Here is a 15714-nt window from a genome sequence, read left to right as displayed (position 1 = left end):
TCGTGCAGACTTATGCACAAATACCGCAATAAAAGCTCAATAATTAGGACAATATTGCTGACTTTTCTCAGATCTGCGGAACCGGGCCGATGAGCAAGAGCCACAGTCTCTGGGCGATGTTGGGCGACGTTACAGCCTCAGGCATTCGCGCCCTTGGCTGTAGGCAATAGCTTCTTTCGGGGCTGGGTCAGAGTGGCCGCCAGAATGGATCCGAACTCCTTCGTCATCTCCGGATGATTGTCATCCAGGTAGCGGGCGATCGCCGTTCGCGCGAGAAGGTCGGATACGTAGCGGGCCGCAATAGCGAGATCGAGCATGTCACGTCCGTAGGCGGCCTCGACGATACCGGCCTTCTTCTGCACGTCGTTCAGCTCTCTTTCCAAGAGGGCGAGGTCGGCAGCCGTCACTACGGCCGGGACGCCGCGCCTCTGAGGCTGCACACGCTCCGCATCCGAGGTCGCCGCGAGGAGGGCTTTCGCGTAAGACGAGGAATAGTTCGACGCGGCGACCATCAGTTCGCAGGCTTCGATCTGCCTCGGTTCGCGCATTTTGCGCAAAACATCAAACGTCACTGGATTGACCGGCTTGTCTCGCAACAGGCGAACGGCCTGCTTGCAAATCCCCCGTAGCATTCTTCGGCGTTGCTTGATGTGCGCAATCTTGACATTCAGGGCCTTGGCAATCCGTCCCTCGGGAACACCGCGCTCGATGGCGCGCAGGATCATGACGTGCTCTTGCACGACGGAAAGTCGGATCGCTTTTTTGTTGTAAGTATAGGCCTCATCGTCGAGCGCCAGCAGGCACTCGGTCTCGGTCTCGCCCCTGGCCAATAAAATGTCTCGCTTCAGCGCTCCATCGAGCAGCATGTACCGGCCACGCTGGTCCGGCTTGTGAAAAACGACAGGCGGTTCGATGATTCCGATTTCGTCGATTGAGGCGGCAATCACCTTATACTTGTGAGAACGCCGGATTCGATCGGTCACTTGCTTGAGCGGCAGCAGGGACTTGAGCCGCAGAACCGCCAACTCGGGCTCAAACACCAAACGAATGGACCTCTCCGTCATGAGACACTCGCCGACAGGAGGCGGAGGATCGGAAGGGGGACCTTGTCCATTCGCTCCTCGCGCAGCAGCGACATGAACATGCGCTCGCCCATCAGCGTTTTGAGCGCGCTGATCAGGAAAACAAGACGCGCATGGGTGAGATCGGCTTTCTTTGCCACGATCTCCTGACGCTCGGTCTCCTGCCGAAAGGCGCGAACCAGCGAGGCGGCATTGATCGCCTCGCCGGCGAATTGTGCCTTCATGGATTTGCGGTGGTGCTGCTCGACGAGCTTGCGCATCTTGCCGATCTGCTTGCTGGTATGCTTCTCGTTGACGAACGCCTCCAGCAGCGCGGCTTGCAATCTGGGCGTCTTGGCTCTGGCGATCTCGACAGCCAGCGTCGGCGGTACGATGCCCCGTTCGACTGCGCTGAGCAGCCGATCTTCACCATGCTTGATCAGATAGGCGATCGCCCGCGCAAAGTCCTCGGTGACGCCGAGTTTGGCGGCGATGTCTGGGGCCCTATAGCTCTTGGCGAGCCGGCCGATATCGCCGACGAGCTCGATCGGCCAGTGCCGCCGGCGCGCAATATTCTCAACCAGGCTCATCAGGATGCAATCCTCCGTCGAGGCTTCAACGAGGATCGCAGGAATCTCCGCCTGACCGAGGGTCGAGAGCGCCTCCATTCGCGTTTGGCCGCATGCCAGCTCGTACCCGTTCGCCATCTCTCGTTTGCTCGCCGTGATGGGCCGCTTCAGGCCAACCGTCTCGATGCTTTGGACAATCTCCTTGAACCGTGCACGGCTCCGATTTCGCGGATTGAGCACCTTGATCGCGGCGATGGGTATGGATTCGATCTTGCGGCGGCTTTTCAAGCGGCTGTCCTCTCGTCATAACCGGCACAGAGTCGGCAGAATGCATCGAGGGTTGGGTAGCGGCAGGCCTGTGCGAAGACGGGATTTGAAATACGCAGTACCCTCCCCTTTGCCAGCGCAAGGTCGTGAGTCGGCAGCACGTAGCAAGAAGCGACCAGATCGTTGGCAGGGTCCATTCGGACGATTAGCGTAAGTTCGGCGTCCGCCCGACGATCGGCGAAGATCGTCCAGCGCACGCGATCCGCGCCGCTGGTCACTGCGCGCGCCGATCCGACCGCGATGCGGCAACCATCGCCCAGGCTAACGATGCCGGATTTGCCATCGTGGACGGCCAGACCACCGAGAGCATTGATCCTGGTTGCCACTTCATCAGCCATGGCGATCAAACGCTCCCGGAACCTTGCGGTTGTCTCGGCGCGGCGCTGATAGGACTCCGGCTGATAGCCGGCAAGTGCATAGGCCGCGACCAACGATCCGAAACGTCGCCGATAGCTTTCGGCCGACAAAATACCATCGGCCGCGGCGATGATTGCTACGGAGAGACGACCCTTTTCGCGCCCTAGCGCCGCCAGTCGATCGATGGCCTCCTGGTTGCTGCGTTGCTCACGCCGCGCCCGCATGACCTCCTGCACTTGGTTGAACAGCTCCACTGAAACGATGGCTGGGAAGGCGTTCTCGCATCTGATCCACATATCGCGGGGATTGTTGACGCGGCGCTGCTTCAACTTGAAAGAGGCCCGATTGAAAATAAGGCTGCCGGTGTAGACCTCGTTGGTAAGGATCTTCCGGATCGTCTCGGGGTCCCAACAGCGGCCTCGTGTCGTGCGGATTTGCTTCGCATTCAGTTCGGCGGCGATATCGCCGGGATGCTTTCCTTCCAACGCGACCGCATTGAACATGCGCCTGACGGTTTCGACCTCGGCGTCGGGTCCATGGATGATCTTGATCCGATCGGTCTGAAGATATTTTTGCTGCCCGTATTCGAGCGTCTGCCTGATGGCGCCATTTTCCTCGACGAGCTGCCGCCGCAGCCCGTAGCCCGGCATGCCGCCGCGACCGAATCCCATCCGCACGATGTGCGACTGGCCGAGAAAAACCTTCTTTGACAGCCCGCGGCTGAAATCGGCGGCCGCCGCTCTCTTATTCACCTTGAGGATGCTGGAAGCGAAGCTACCGTCGTTCTCGAACTCTTCGGCGCAATAATGGACGGTGATCCCGGCGCGCATGCAGATGAACTCATAGTAGGCGCTTTCATCTGTATTCTGAAAGCGACCCCATCGGCTGACATCGTAGACAAGAATGCAGTCGAAATCCGCGCGTCCGCCTTCGACGTCGGCGATTAAAGCCTTTAGGCCGTCGCGCCCGTCTATCGAAAGGCCACTGAGCCCTTCGTCCGAATAGGTCCTTACGATTGATACATTGCGGCTCTGGGCATAAGCGGCAATGACTTCCGCTTGATTCTCGGTCGAGTACCTCTGATTGTCGGTGGACATGCGTACATATTGCGCAGCTCGCAGAGGCGACGCTGCGGGTCCGGAGGCAATCACCCACGCGTCAGGCATGACGAGCTAACCTGGGGACGTCAGATCTAGGGACCGGCTTGCCGTGGCAAATTAGCCGCCAAATCCAAGCGGGCCGTTTACGGGATCTGGGCGACTTGATGCTCAGCTGACTTAAATACCGCTAGCGCATCCGTCACTTAAGCTGAGGCGTAACCGTCGTGACGGAGGTAGTTTTGGCATTCGTTGGGCGAGAAGTCGTCGATGAGGGTGCCGATTCTTTGCCAGAGGTCATCGACGGTTCGTTCTGCGGCTCTTCGCAGTCCGGTCTTGAACTTGGCGAAGGCGAGTTCGATGGGATTTAGATCGGGGGAATAGGGCGGCAGGTACAGAAGCTTCGCACCCACAGCCTCGATCGCGTCACGCACCCCGGCGACTTTGTGGCTGGCCAAGTTGTCGATGATGACTGTATCGCCTGGTGCGAGGGTTGGAACGAGCACCTTCTCGATATAGACGCGGAACGCGTCGCCGGTCATGGGGCCTTCCAGCACCCAGGGCGCGACCAGACCGTCGCAGCGCAGGCCGCAGGTGAAGGTCGTGGTCTTCCAATGACCCCACGGGGTCTTGCAGACGAGCCGCTTGCCCCTTCGACATCGCCCGTAGGCGCGCACCATCTTGGTGTTGGCGCCCGTCTCATCGACGAACACCAGCTTGGTGGGGTCAAGGCTCGCCTGGCTTGCCTGCCAGCGCTCGCGCGCCTCGGACACGTCGGGCCGATCCTGCTCGGCGGCGTGCAGTGTTTTTTTTGAAGGTGATCGCGTGCCGCTTGAAGAAGCGGCGAACCGCGGCCTCCGAAGTCTTCAACTCAAGACCAGCCAGCAGCCGCTGCACGATCGCCTCCAGCGTCAGGTCCGGTTCCGCGGTGATCAGCTCCAGCAGCCACGCCGCATGCGGCTCCAACGGCGAGCGGCTCTTGCCGCCCCGAGGCCGGGGGTGAACGCCGCCTGTTTGGCTGTGGAGTTGAGCCCAGCGAACGGCCGAGGCCGCGCTCACCTTGAACCGCTCCGCGGCCTGCCGCCGCGAAGCTCCTGCCAAAATCTCCGCAACAACCCGCGATCGAAGATCATCCGAATGCGCTGACGTTCCCATATCCAGCCTCCGAATCAGAGACCACATGGACTCACGCCAAACGTCCCTGGGGAATCCCTCCCTCGATCACGTTCGATTCAACCCAACTGTCGGATGCAGAGATGCGTGGATATGTCAGCTGGTTCACACCCGGCAGCCACAATCTTTGGTATAGAACGGCGTTTAGCGCACTTTGGGGGACGGTGTGCAATGCCGAAGAATATTGTGATCTTTTCCGACGGCACGGGGCAAGCCGGCGGCATCAATTTCGACGAAGCCCGGACCAACGTCTATAAGCTTTACCGCGCCTGCCGCGTCGGGCCCGACACTAAGATCGAGCCTTCCGAGCAGGTGGCGTTCTATGATGCCGGCCTTGGCTCAGCGTCAGACGGCGGGCATTTCAAGATCGGCTGGATGCGCTGGCTCTACAATCTCGCCAGCATGGCGACGGGCCTCGGGATCACCCGGAACATCGTTGATTGCTACGCCGCGATCATCGCCCTCTATGAGGAAGGCGACCGAGTCTTTCTGATCGGTTTCAGCCGAGGCGCCTACACGGTCCGATCGGTCGCTGGCGTCATGACCTATTGCGGCATCCCGCGCCATATGCCGGATGGCTCGCCCCTGCGCCGCGACCCGACAAGCATCCACAAGCTGGCCGAGCATGCCGTCAAGGACGTCTATCAATTCTGCCCATCCTACTCGCGCAAGATTCTTGGATACCGGCAGTTCCTGCTCGAGACTCGAGACGCGATCGCCGCACAATTCAGACAGCATTACGGCAGCACAACCACCGTCAACGGCGCCGAGCACGCGAACGTCTTTCCTTACTTCATCGGCGTGTTCGATACGGTCGCCGCCCTCGGCCACAAATATCTCGGTACGGCGCTCGTGACCTCCGGCATTGCGCTACTGATCGGACTGCACTGGCTCGGTGGCTTCCTTCAGCCGGTCTTTCCATGGGCGGGATGGGTGGCCTGGATACTGAGCTACCTCGGTGTAGCTACAGCGCTGATCGTCTTTCTCATAAACTATCTCAAAATCGCGCCATCCTTGCCCGGCTATGGCTTCATGAAGCGCCTCCGGGCCACGCACTTCGCGCCACCGAAGCACAAATTCTACGACACGACGCTGAATCCGAATGTGGGCTACGCCAAGCATGCGATCTCGATCGACGAGAACCGCGCCGACTTCAAGCGCGTTGGCTGGTCACCCACGGCCGAGAAGCAGGATGAACGTGACGCGCACGGCAATCTCTATTTCGAGCAGGTCTGGTTTCCGGGCGTGCATGCTGATGTCGGCGGCGGCTATCTGGAAAACGAGGCCCGCTTGTCGGATGTGGCGCTGAACTGGCTGCTCGCCGGAGCTTCACTGATCCCGGCTGGCCTGAAACACGACGGCAGTGTCCTACGGCTGTCACCCGATCCTGCCGGCCCCCAGCACAATGAGCAGGCGGGCGGCTTCCTCAAGGCGGGAGTTCGCGATCTTCCCATCGATCCCGAGACTGAGGAGTCGAGATCACCGATGCATAAATCGGTCTATCAGCGCTTCGAAGCAGGATCGGTTCTGCTCTACGACCGCAAGGCCGCCTATAGGCCGGACAACATGCGAATTCACGTCGACTTCAAGCATTACTTCGACGGAAGCTCTGCGCAACCGCCCCAATGCGTCGCCGATGACATAGAACAGAAGTGGGAAAATGCCGGCTATGTCGGGCGGCTCTGACCCAGAAACTACAAGGAAGCGGTTCTGTTGGCCGCCCTTCGAGTCGCCTTGGCCTCCGCCGAGACTCGTAGAGTGGTTCACAATGCCGCGAGTGGACTCGCCGGCCGCCCACCAAAAACACCGTTTGAAAAACCGTTCTAGTTCGGCCTTCTCAAACGGTTTCTCTCGCTAAGGTCTTGATTTGTATGGTGGGCGCACCAGGGCTCGAACCTGGGACCCGCTGATTAAGAGTCAGCTGCTCTACCAACTGAGCTATGCGCCCGAAAGGCGGTCAATGCCTTGCGAGGTCGGTCGTTTAGCAAAGCGATCCGGGTCTGGCAAGCGATGTGGCGCATGTTTTCCAAGGTTCTTCCACAGCCCCGGAAATGCGAAAAGCCGCTGGATTCCAGCGGCTTCGCCAAGGTTGATATCCGGGAAATCCCGGAGCGCTTAAAGACGCCCGTCCCGATCCGGGCTGTCGTCGCGGTCGCCGCCGCGGAAGTGGTCCATGCCACGCTCCATCATGCGGTCCATGCGGCGCTCCATGAAGTGGTGGCGCGGGCCGTCCTCGCCGCCGCCGAACAGGCCGCGGTGGTGGGTCAGCATGGCAAGGCGGCGCTTCTGGCCGTCATCGAGGCTCTTGTAGAGCGGATCGGCGGCGTCGGCGATCTTCTTCAGCGCAGCCGAGGTCGCGCTCATGTCGTCGGCGCGCTGGCGCAGGCGGGCGACCGGATCATCCGGCTTGTCGCCGCTATTGTCGCCGTTCCTGGCAGCGTCGCCGGGACCGGCGTTCATCCGCGCGTTGGCGCGGTCCAGACGCAGCTTGGCGAGGTCGCGCACGGCGGCCTCGACCGGCGGCCACAGCTTCTCCTGGTCGGCATTGAGCTTCAGCCCGGCATGGACCGCGGCGATTCGCGCGTCGACGAAGGCGGCGCGGTCTTCCGGGTTCATGCGGATGTGACGGAAGTGCTCCATCCACGGGCGATGATATTGGGCATAGACCGCGCCCGAGCCGGCGATGCTGAGCATGGCGATGGCGGCGATAGTGAACTTCCTCATAAGAAACTCCTCTGGAAGGATATCCTGAAGATGAGGGTCGCCGGCCTCTCATGCAACTTACAACTTGGACAGAGAGAACGTTCCGTCAGAGATGTAACTTACTTGAATGTCTGTTCAGCTGCACTGACATCGTTCGTAACAAAATGGCTTCCGTGCAGCGCGCACGGAAGCCATTCATTCATAAATCGTTTAGCTTAGTTCGTCGTGCCCTTGGCTTCCTTCTGGAACTCGTCGATCAGCGGCTGGCCGACGCGGCTGGCCGCATCCTTGTAGACTGGCTCCATCGCCTTGCGCATCGCCTCGTCCTGCTCCGGCGTGAGCTTGATGATCTCGCTCTTACCGCTCTTCTTGATCTCGGCGAGCGCGTCGTCGTTTTCCTTTTGCGACTGCGCGTTGTTGAAGTCGGTCGCCTCCTTCATCGCCTTCGACAGCTGCTCGCGGATGTCGGCCGGCAGACCGTCCCAGAACTTCTTGTTCACGATGACGACGTAGCCGATGTAGCCGTGATTGGTCTCGGTGATGTACTTCTGCACCTCGTGCATTTTCTGGGTGTAGATGTTCGACCAGGTGTTCTCCTGGCCGTCGACCACGCCGGTCTGAAGCGCCTGGTAGACCTCCGAGAACGCCATCACCTGCGGCAGCGAGCCGAGCGCCTTGAACTGCGCCTGCAGCACGCGCGATGACTGGATGCGGAACTTGACGCCCTGATAGTCGGCCGGTGCGATGAGCTTCTTGTTGGCGCTCATCTGCTTGAAGCCGTTATCCCAATAGGCAAGGCCGGTGATACCTTTCGGCTCCAGCAGCTTGAGCAGCCGCGCGCCGAGCGGGCCTTCCGTCACCTTCCGCAGCGTCTTCAGGTCGGGAAGGATGTAGGGCAGATCGAACACCTCGAATTCACGGATGCCGAGCGGACCGAATTTCGAATTGGACGGCGCCAGCATCTGCACGCTGCCGAGCTGAAGCGCCTCGAGCTCTTCCTTGTCCTTGTACAGCGTCGAATTTGGATAGACCTCGATCTTGACCTTGCCGCCGGTGTACTTCTCGGCGAGTTCCTTGAACTTCTCGGACGCCTTGCCCTTCGGCGTGTCGGTCGCGACGACGTGGCTGAACTTGATGATGATCGGGTCGGCGCTGGCGGGGCCGGCAAGGCCCAAGGCCAATGCTGCGACGGATGCCGCGATCGCGAAGGTGCGCATAATTTCTCCCTGTTGTTCTTGGGCCGTCCGGCGCGCGGACGGCCTATCCTCATGCCAGGCACTTCAATACAGGCCGGCGCCGCCGCGTGCTATTGGCCGTTAGCAGGGCTGCTATTCACGATGAGCGACGCAGCCGCCTCTCCCGCAAGCGGGAGAGGCGAAGTCAGCAATGTCAGCTTGCCGCAGCCGTCGTCACGATGTCGCGCTGGCGCTTCATGACGATCTTGTTGAGCGCGCCGAGATAGGCCTTGGCCGATGCCACCAGCGTATCCGGATCCGCCGCACGCGCCGTCATCGCACGTCCCTCATGCGACAGACGCACCGACACTTCCGCCTGCGCGTCGGTACCTTCGGTCACGGCGTGGACCTGATACAGATCGAGCTTGGCCTCGTGCGGCACTAGGCGCTTGATGCAGTTGAACACCGCATCCACGGGACCGTTGCCCTCGGCTTCCTCGATCTTGATCTGGCCGTCGACGTCGAGCTTCATGGTCGCGCGCTGCGGGCCATGGGTGCCGGCGATCACGGTCAGCGAGATCAGCTTGATGCGGTCGTGCGACGCCGCCATCTCCTCGTCGACCAGCGCCTCGATGTCTTCGTCGTAGATGTCCTTCTTGCGGTCGGCGAGCGCCTTCATCCGCGTGAACGCATCTTCCAGCTGGTTCGGACCGAGCTTGTAGCCCATCTCCTCCAGCTTGTGCACGAAGGCATGGCGGCCGGAATGCTTGCCCAGCACCAGCGAGGACTGCTTCAGGCCGACCATCTCGGGCCGCATGATCTCGTACGTCGAGGCATCCTTCAGCACGCCGTCCTGATGAATGCCGCTCTCATGCGCGAACGCGTTGCGGCCGACGATCGCCTTGTTGTACTGCACCGGGAACGAGGTCGCCGCCGACACCACCTTCGAGGCGCGGGTCAGCTGCGTGGTGTCGATCTTGTTCCACCACGGAAACACGTCGTTGCGGACGTTGATGGCCATCACGACTTCTTCGAGCGAAGCGTTGCCGGCCCGCTCGCCGATGCCGTTGACGGTGCATTCGATCTGGCGCGCACCGCCGGCGATGCCGGCCAGCGAGTTCGCCACCGCCATGCCGAGGTCGTTGTGGCAGTGAACCGAAAACACCGCCTTGTCGGAATTCGGCACCCGCTCGATCAAGGTGCGCATGAAGTGGCTGTATTCCTCCGGCGTGGTGTAGCCGACCGTGTCGGGAATATTGACCGTGGTAGCACCAGCCTTGATCACGGCCTCGACGATGCGGCAGAGGTAGTCCATCTCGCTGCGGGTGGCGTCTTCGGCCGACCATTCGACGTCGTCGATCTGATTGCGGGCGCGGGTGACATTGGCAATCGAAAGCTCCATCACCTGCTCGGGCGTCATGTTCAGCTTGACGCGCATGTGCAGCGGCGAAGTGGCGATCACGGTGTGGACGCGCCCGCGCCTGGCGAATTTCACCGCTTCGGCGCAGCGGTCGATGTCCTTTGGATTGGCGCGCGACAGGCCGGCGATCACCGAGTTCTTGGAGCGGCGGGCGATCTCGCTGACGGCCTGGAAATCGCCTTCGGACGTGATCGGGAAGCCGGCCTCGATAACGTCGACGCCCATGTCGTCGAGCATCTCGGCGATCTCGATCTTTTCCTCGAAGGTCATGGTGGCGCCGGGGCACTGCTCGCCGTCGCGCAGCGTGGTGTCGAAAATGATGACGCGGTCCTTGTCGGACTTGTTCGCGGGGGCCATTGCAAATTTCCTTTTGAGCTTTTGCGCCGTCAGTCTGCTGGGCGCTTGAGGTGTCCGGTGATCTCGACCAACCCCTGAGCGCCCAGGCGCATGGCGCCCAGCCGGCCCTCAGGGGCAAGTAAGAAGAAGCCCGCCAATAAGGAGGGTGGGCAGCAGCGCGGCCGGGATCGTGGCGGCGGCCAGAGCCACCTCCCTCGAAATCCCATCGATTTGGCCGCGAATCAGCATTGCCAGACCCTATTTGAGCCCCAAATCCTCGGTCAAAACCGTTGACGGTTGGTTGCCGGGAGGCTCAACACGTCGTTTCTAGACGAGAAATGGCAGCAACTGCAACGCCAAAAGATGGTCAGGGAGACTGACCTGACTGGGTCTGGGGACGCAACGCGTCCCGTGGGGAGCCTCTCGACCCTGCCACTCACATCCGCGACGGCGCGCAACGGATTGTGGATGGGGCGAGCAAAGGTCCAGTCAGCCTTACGCCGTCCGACGGGCGCGCGCCCTGTTCTCCCAGCGGCCCAGCATCTGGCCGAGTTCGCCGGTCGCGGGAGCCGGCTGCGGCATCTGATTGGTGACCGTCACCTCGTTGGTGTTGGCAGGCGGGCCCGCATGGAGCCAGTCGGGTTCTACATAATCGCGCCAACGGCGCGCTTGTGCCCGCTTCTTCCGGGACATGTGGTCGCGCGTGAAATAGCCGGCCGCAAACGCGATTCCAAGCAATATGACCAGTACGACACCTTGTATCACGCGGAACTCCGGCGTTGACCCCATGGACGTTCTGCCAGCCTGACGCCTGAGGTCAAGACTTGACAGGCGCCGCAGCCGGTTTCGGTTGACCTCGGAGGACAGATGGTCGCTTCAGGCACGACAGGGACAAGACGAATCCGGCGACACCATGGAAATCGCGCTGAGGACGCGACGGTGGCGCTCGCAACCGACCCCCGACCGGACTAACCTCAGGTTGCCCGGCCGGATCAACCGGCCAGCCGAACATGACCCGGGAGGACGCGAATGACACGCCAACAACAGCGTGAGCAGGATGCTTCGCTTTCACGACGGACGCTGGTCCAGGGCCTTGTGCTCGGCGCCGCAGCCACGATGGCCGGAACGGGCACCGCGCTGGCCCAGACCGGACCTGCCGCCCCGCCGACGACGGTCACCACCCCGCCGCGCGACTTCGGCCCCCACGGCGCACCGACCACCTACTTCTGGGACCCCGACGTCATCGCGGTCGATCCGTCGTTCAACGATCTGGCGCAGCCCAACACCGCGATCAAGCGGCTCTACACTGGTGTACTCTGGGCGGAAGGACCTGCCTGGAGCGCGCAAGGGCGGTATCTGTTGTGGAGCGACATCCCCAACAACCGGCAGATGCGCTGGAGCGAGGACGACGGTCGCGTCAGCGTGTTCCGCGCGCCCTCCAACAATTCCAACGGCAACTCGTTCGACTTCCAGGGCCGCCAGCTCTCCTGCGAGCATCTGACCCGGCGGGTGACGCGCTACGAGCACGACGGCACCGCCACCGTGCTGTGCGACAATTACAACGGCAAGAAGCTGAACTCGCCGAACGATGTCGTCGCGCATCCCGACGGCAGCTACTGGTTCACCGATCCACCCTATGGCGGTCAGCTCTACGAGGGCGAGCCCGACGCGGCGGGCGGATCGACCAATGCGGGCGGCAAGCTCAATCCGCGGATCGGACAGCCGGCCGGCTTCACACCTGGCAAGCGCGAGTTGCCGACCAATTGCTATCGCATCGATCCGAGCGGCCGTGTCGATCTCGTCGTCACCGAGGAGCAGGTTCCCGACCCGAACGGCCTGTGCTTCTCGCCCGACTTCAAGAAGCTCTATGTCGTCTCGACCGGCAAGGGACCGGGCGACACCGGCCCCGGCGGCAAGGGCGAAATTATTGTGTTCGATGTCGGCGCGGACAACAAGCTCTCCAATCTGAAGAGCTTCGCCGATTGCGTGATCGATGGCGTGAAGTGCGGGCCGGACGGCGTGCGCTGCGATGTCAACGGCAATGTCTGGGCTTCCAGCAATGCCGGCCGCGCGGTCGGCTATAACGGCGCGACGACATGGTCGCCGGAAGGCAAGCTGCTCGGCCGCATTCGGCTTCCGGAAGTCTGCGGCAACATCTGCTTCGGCGGACCGAAGCGCAACCGCCTGTTCATGGCCGCGAGCCAGTCGCTCTACGCGGTGTTCACGGCGACGCAAGGTGCGGGGCCGGGCTGAAGCAGGCGTGAGCTGATTGCGACGAGGCGCCAGGGTGCCCCGCTGGCGCCTCAAACTTGCGCGCCACATTGCCCATTCAGGAAGCGGAAAGTTTCGATGCGTCCGATCGTCATCATACCCACCCGGCTCGGTTCGACTAGGCTCCCAGGCAAGGCGCTGACGGATATCAACGGTCAGCCGATGATCGCTCACGTCTGGCGAAGAGGTCTCGAAGCCGACATCGGCCCTGTTGTCGTTGCCTGCGGCGATCAAGCCATCGTGGATGTCATCGACGATTTGGGCTGACGAGCGGTCCTGACCGACCCAACGCTCCCGACAGGGTCGGATCGTGCGCACGCGGCACTACAGCTGATCGACGCGGAAACGGCCTACGATGTCGTCGTTGTCCTTCAGGGTGATCTGCCGGCCATTGATCCGGCGACGATACGGGCGACGATGGAGCCGTTGTCCCGACACGCCGAATGCGCGATTGCAACGCTCGCCACCGAGATCGAGGATCCCATCGAGCTTCAAGCGCCGAGCGTCGTGAAGATCGCCCTTGCTCTCCACCCGGGAGAAACCATCGGTCGCGCGGTTTACTTCAGCCGGGCCGTGATCCCCTCGGGAGCGGGGAAGCACTATCATCACGTCGGCATGTACACCTATCGGCGCGAGGCGTTGACGAAATATGTCAGCCTCGCACGCGGCGTCCTCGAGCAGCGCGAAAGCCTTGAACAGCTCAGAGCGATCGAGCACGGCATGCGGATGGACGCGAAGGTAATCCGAACGGAGCCGCTCGGTGTGGACACGTTGGCTGATCTCGAGCGCGCTCGAGAACTTTTGGCATCCAGGTCGATCTAGCCGCCGCGGGCAACACGTGACTTCCAGACGGAGCGCGTGATAATTGAGCCATGGCAGACAAAATTCGCGTCGTTGTCCTCTATGGCGGCAGGTCCGGTGAGCACGAGGTCTCGTTGAAATCGGCCGCCTCCGTGCTCAGGCATCTCGACCGCGCGCGTTTCGAGGTGATCCCGGTCTCCATCGACAAGACGGGCCGGTGGCAATGGAACGATCTTGCCACGATCGACCGGACGCAGGCGGCGGCCTTGCCGATCCTGCCCGACGCGCCCGAGATGCGGCTCGCCCGAGGAGCCGATGGACGCGGCGTTCTCATGCCGATTTCCGAAAGCGCGACAGACCCGATCAAGATCGACGTCGTGTTTCCGGTCATGCACGGCCCGCTCTGTGAGGACGGCACCGTGCAGGGCCTGCTGGAGCTCGCCGATGTCGCCTATGTCGGATCGGGCGTTCTCGCCTCCGCCGTCAGCATGGACAAGGATGTCGCCAAGCGGCTCGCCGAATTCGCCGGCGTTCCGGTCGCGCCCTATCGCGTGCTCACCCGCAAAGCCTTCGCCGCGGACCGCGCCTCGTCTCTCGCGAAGGCGGTCGAGGGCCTGAACCTGCCGGTGTTCGTCAAGCCGTGCAACATGGGCTCCAGTGTCGGCATTCACAAGGTGAAGACCTGGGATGCGCTTGGCCCCGCGCTCGACGATGCGTTTCGCTACGATCTCAAGGTGCTGGTCGAACAGGGCATCGACGCGCGCGAAATCGAGGTCGCCGTGCTCGAGGGCGAGACGCTGTTTGCGAGCATCGCCAGCGAACTCAATCCCAACGCCCATCACGAATTCTATTCGTACGAGGCCAAATATCTCGATCCCGACGGCGCTCGCGTCGATCTTCCGGCCAGGCTCGACCCGGCACAAATGGAGCGCGTGCGCGCGCTCGCGGTGCAGGTGTTCGCGGCGCTCGAATGCAGCGACCTCGCGCGGGTCGATTTCTTCCTCGACCGGAAAACCGGCGCGTTCTGCTTCAACGAGATCAACACCCTGCCCGGCTTCACCTCGATCAGCATGTATCCGAAGATGATGGAAGCCTCAGGCGTGCCGTATGGAGAGCTGCTCACGCGCCTCGTCCAGCAGGCGTTGGACCGCTACCGGCAACGTCATGCCCTGGAACGCGGCTATTCCAGCTAGGTTGTCACCTCAACGACGGGCCGGACCAGGGAACAGGCCATGCGCGTAGTGATCTGCGGCGGCGGCGTGATCGGGGCCTGCACCGCTTATTTCCTCTGTCGCCTCGGCGTCGATGTCATTGTCGTCGAACGGACCGAGGTGGCGGCCGCGGCCTCCGGCAAGGCCGGGGGCTTTCTGGCGCGCGACTGGTGCGCCGGCTCGCCGCTGGATGCGCTGGCGCGACGAAGCTTTGGGCTTCACGCGCAACTGCCCGGAGAGATCCCCGGCGATTGGGGCTACCGACCGATGAGCGCGTATGCCGGCTATGTTGCTCCCGATGGCGACCAACGCCGGACGATGCCATCCACGCTCGGCTGGCTGGCCGATGGCGTGGCCATCACCCAGCGCATCGGAACGACGGACACGACTGCGATCGTGCATCCCCACAAATTCACATCAGCTGTGATGAATGCGGCCCTCGCGTAAGGCGCCGAGCTTCGCGTTGGTCGCATCACCGGCATCGCGCGCGATTCCGATGACACGACGGCGAAGGGTGTCGAAATCGACGGCGACATCATCGAAGCAGATGCCGTCGCGATCGCGATGGGACCATGGTCGCTGCTCGCGGCGCAATGGATGCGCCTGCCCGCCGTCTATGGCCAGCGCAGCCCGAGCATCGTCTACGACATCGGCCCCAACGTGCCGGCCGATGCGTTGTTCCTGGACTGCGAGACGGATGGCAGCGCCGTGCCGATCGAGGTCTTTCCGCGCGCCGACGGCAGTACGCATATCACCGCTCTCTCCGACATTGCGCCGCTGCCGCTCGATCCCGCAACCGTGACGCCGGACCGCGATGCAATCGCGCGCCTGCAAGCCATGTCCGAGCGGCTGTCGCCGCTGTTTCGCCCCGACAAGATCATCGCGCAGCAGGCCTGTTTCCGTCCCGTGACGGAGGACGGCCTCCCGCTGATCGGCCGGGTCCCCGAGAGCGACGGTCTCTATGTCGCGACCGGACACAATGTGTGGGGCATTCTGAATGCGCCCGCGACGGGCGAGGCAATGGCGCAACTCATTGCCGAGGGCGGAACGCACGTAGATCTCGCGCCGTTCGATCCCGCCCGGCTCGCGCCGCTCGATCCGTCGCTGCTGCAAGCACGCTGAGTAGCTCAGCAATCCTTCCTTGTAGCCCGGATCGAGCGAAGCGAAGTCCGGGAACGCGGAGCATGGGCGAGAATCCCGAATTGCGCTTCGT

The 15714-nt window shown here is 62.3% G+C and carries 12 protein-coding genes, 1 tRNA gene and 2 pseudogenes; 6 read left to right on the top strand and 9 right to left on the bottom strand.

Annotated elements, in window-relative coordinates:
• Window positions 1-137: 137 nt before the first annotated feature.
• The 4 genes from ABIA96_RS14135 to ABIA96_RS14120 all read right to left on the bottom strand — a co-directional run bounded on the left by ABIA96_RS14135 (window position 138) and on the right by ABIA96_RS14120 (window position 4566).
• Window positions 138-1064, bottom strand: coding sequence for a plasmid partitioning protein RepB C-terminal domain-containing protein (locus ABIA96_RS14135; RefSeq protein ID WP_354137648.1), 927 nt, complete (start codon window positions 1062-1064; stop codon window positions 138-140).
• Window positions 1061-1918 (bottom strand): ParB/RepB/Spo0J family partition protein, encoded by an 858-nt coding sequence (locus ABIA96_RS14130; RefSeq protein ID WP_354137647.1) that lies wholly within the window; start codon window positions 1916-1918, stop codon window positions 1061-1063. Before ABIA96_RS14130 ends, ABIA96_RS14135 begins: the two co-directional genes overlap by 4 nt.
• Window positions 1915-3480: a recombinase family protein gene (locus ABIA96_RS14125; protein WP_354137646.1), complete on the bottom strand. Its 1566-nt coding sequence runs from the start codon at window positions 3478-3480 to the stop codon at window positions 1915-1917. The genes ABIA96_RS14130 and ABIA96_RS14125 overlap by 4 nt, the downstream gene beginning before the upstream one ends.
• Before the next feature lie 137 nt (window positions 3481-3617).
• Window positions 3618-4566 (bottom strand): IS630 family transposase gene (locus ABIA96_RS14120; RefSeq protein ID WP_502918814.1). Its coding sequence is split into 2 segments (ribosomal slippage): window positions 3618-4227 and window positions 4226-4566, totalling 951 coding nucleotides; the frame shifts between segments, so codons are not numbered across the junction.
• Between the two features lie 93 nt (window positions 4567-4659).
• Between ABIA96_RS14120 and ABIA96_RS14115 the strand changes: the two genes are divergently transcribed.
• Window positions 4660-6270 (top strand): T6SS phospholipase effector Tle1-like catalytic domain-containing protein, encoded by a 1611-nt coding sequence (locus tag ABIA96_RS14115; RefSeq protein ID WP_354137644.1) that lies wholly within the window; start codon window positions 4660-4662, stop codon window positions 6268-6270.
• A 186-nt stretch (window positions 6271-6456) separates the two neighbouring features.
• Here the strand turns inward: ABIA96_RS14115 and ABIA96_RS14110 are convergent.
• The 5 genes from ABIA96_RS14110 to ABIA96_RS14090 form a co-directional block, all read right to left on the bottom strand.
• Window positions 6457-6532 (bottom strand) — tRNA-Lys (locus ABIA96_RS14110).
• Between the two features lie 167 nt (window positions 6533-6699).
• On the bottom strand, window positions 6700-7308 hold the full coding sequence (locus ABIA96_RS14105) for a Spy/CpxP family protein refolding chaperone (RefSeq protein ID WP_354137643.1): 609 nt from the start codon (window positions 7306-7308) through the stop codon (window positions 6700-6702).
• 194 nt (window positions 7309-7502) lie between these two features.
• The gene (locus ABIA96_RS14100; protein ID WP_354137642.1) at window positions 7503-8504 is read right to left on the bottom strand and encodes a TRAP transporter substrate-binding protein; all 1002 of its coding nucleotides are present in this window, start codon (window positions 8502-8504) and stop codon (window positions 7503-7505) included.
• A 172-nt stretch (window positions 8505-8676) separates the two neighbouring features.
• The gene (locus ABIA96_RS14095) at window positions 8677-10239 is read right to left on the bottom strand and encodes a 2-isopropylmalate synthase (RefSeq protein ID WP_354137641.1); all 1563 of its coding nucleotides are present in this window, start codon (window positions 10237-10239) and stop codon (window positions 8677-8679) included.
• A gap of 474 nt (window positions 10240-10713) precedes the next feature.
• A complete protein-coding gene (locus ABIA96_RS14090) occupies window positions 10714-10983 on the bottom strand; it encodes a hypothetical protein (RefSeq protein WP_354137640.1) in 270 nt (89 codons plus the stop codon).
• Between the two features lie 264 nt (window positions 10984-11247).
• Here ABIA96_RS14090 and ABIA96_RS14085 point away from each other — a divergent pair, with 264 nt between their 5' ends.
• The 5 genes and pseudogenes from ABIA96_RS14085 to ABIA96_RS14065 form a co-directional block, all read left to right on the top strand.
• Entirely contained in the window at window positions 11248-12471 is a 1224-nt protein-coding gene (locus ABIA96_RS14085) for an SMP-30/gluconolactonase/LRE family protein (protein ID WP_354137639.1), read from the top strand.
• A gap of 96 nt (window positions 12472-12567) precedes the next feature.
• Window positions 12568-13311, top strand: a pseudogene (locus ABIA96_RS14080) (3-deoxy-manno-octulosonate cytidylyltransferase).
• A gap of 50 nt (window positions 13312-13361) precedes the next feature.
• Window positions 13362-14483 carry a D-alanine--D-alanine ligase family protein gene (locus tag ABIA96_RS14075; protein WP_354137638.1) on the top strand — a complete coding sequence of 374 codons (1122 nt, stop codon included), beginning with the start codon at window positions 13362-13364 and terminating at the stop codon, window positions 14481-14483.
• 39 nt (window positions 14484-14522) lie between these two features.
• Window positions 14523-14948, top strand: coding sequence for an FAD-dependent oxidoreductase (locus ABIA96_RS14070; RefSeq protein WP_354137637.1), 426 nt, complete (start codon window positions 14523-14525; stop codon window positions 14946-14948).
• A 12-nt stretch (window positions 14949-14960) separates the two neighbouring features.
• Window positions 14961-15623: pseudogene (locus ABIA96_RS14065) on the top strand (NAD(P)/FAD-dependent oxidoreductase); the annotation flags it as partial.
• Window positions 15624-15714 lie beyond the last annotated feature (91 nt).

Source organism: Bradyrhizobium sp. LB11.1 (assembly GCF_040549385.1).
GTDB lineage: Bacteria > Pseudomonadota > Alphaproteobacteria > Rhizobiales > Xanthobacteraceae > Bradyrhizobium.
The sequence above is the reverse complement of the archived record's forward strand: the minus strand, read 5'-3'. Positions and strand labels throughout refer to the sequence as shown.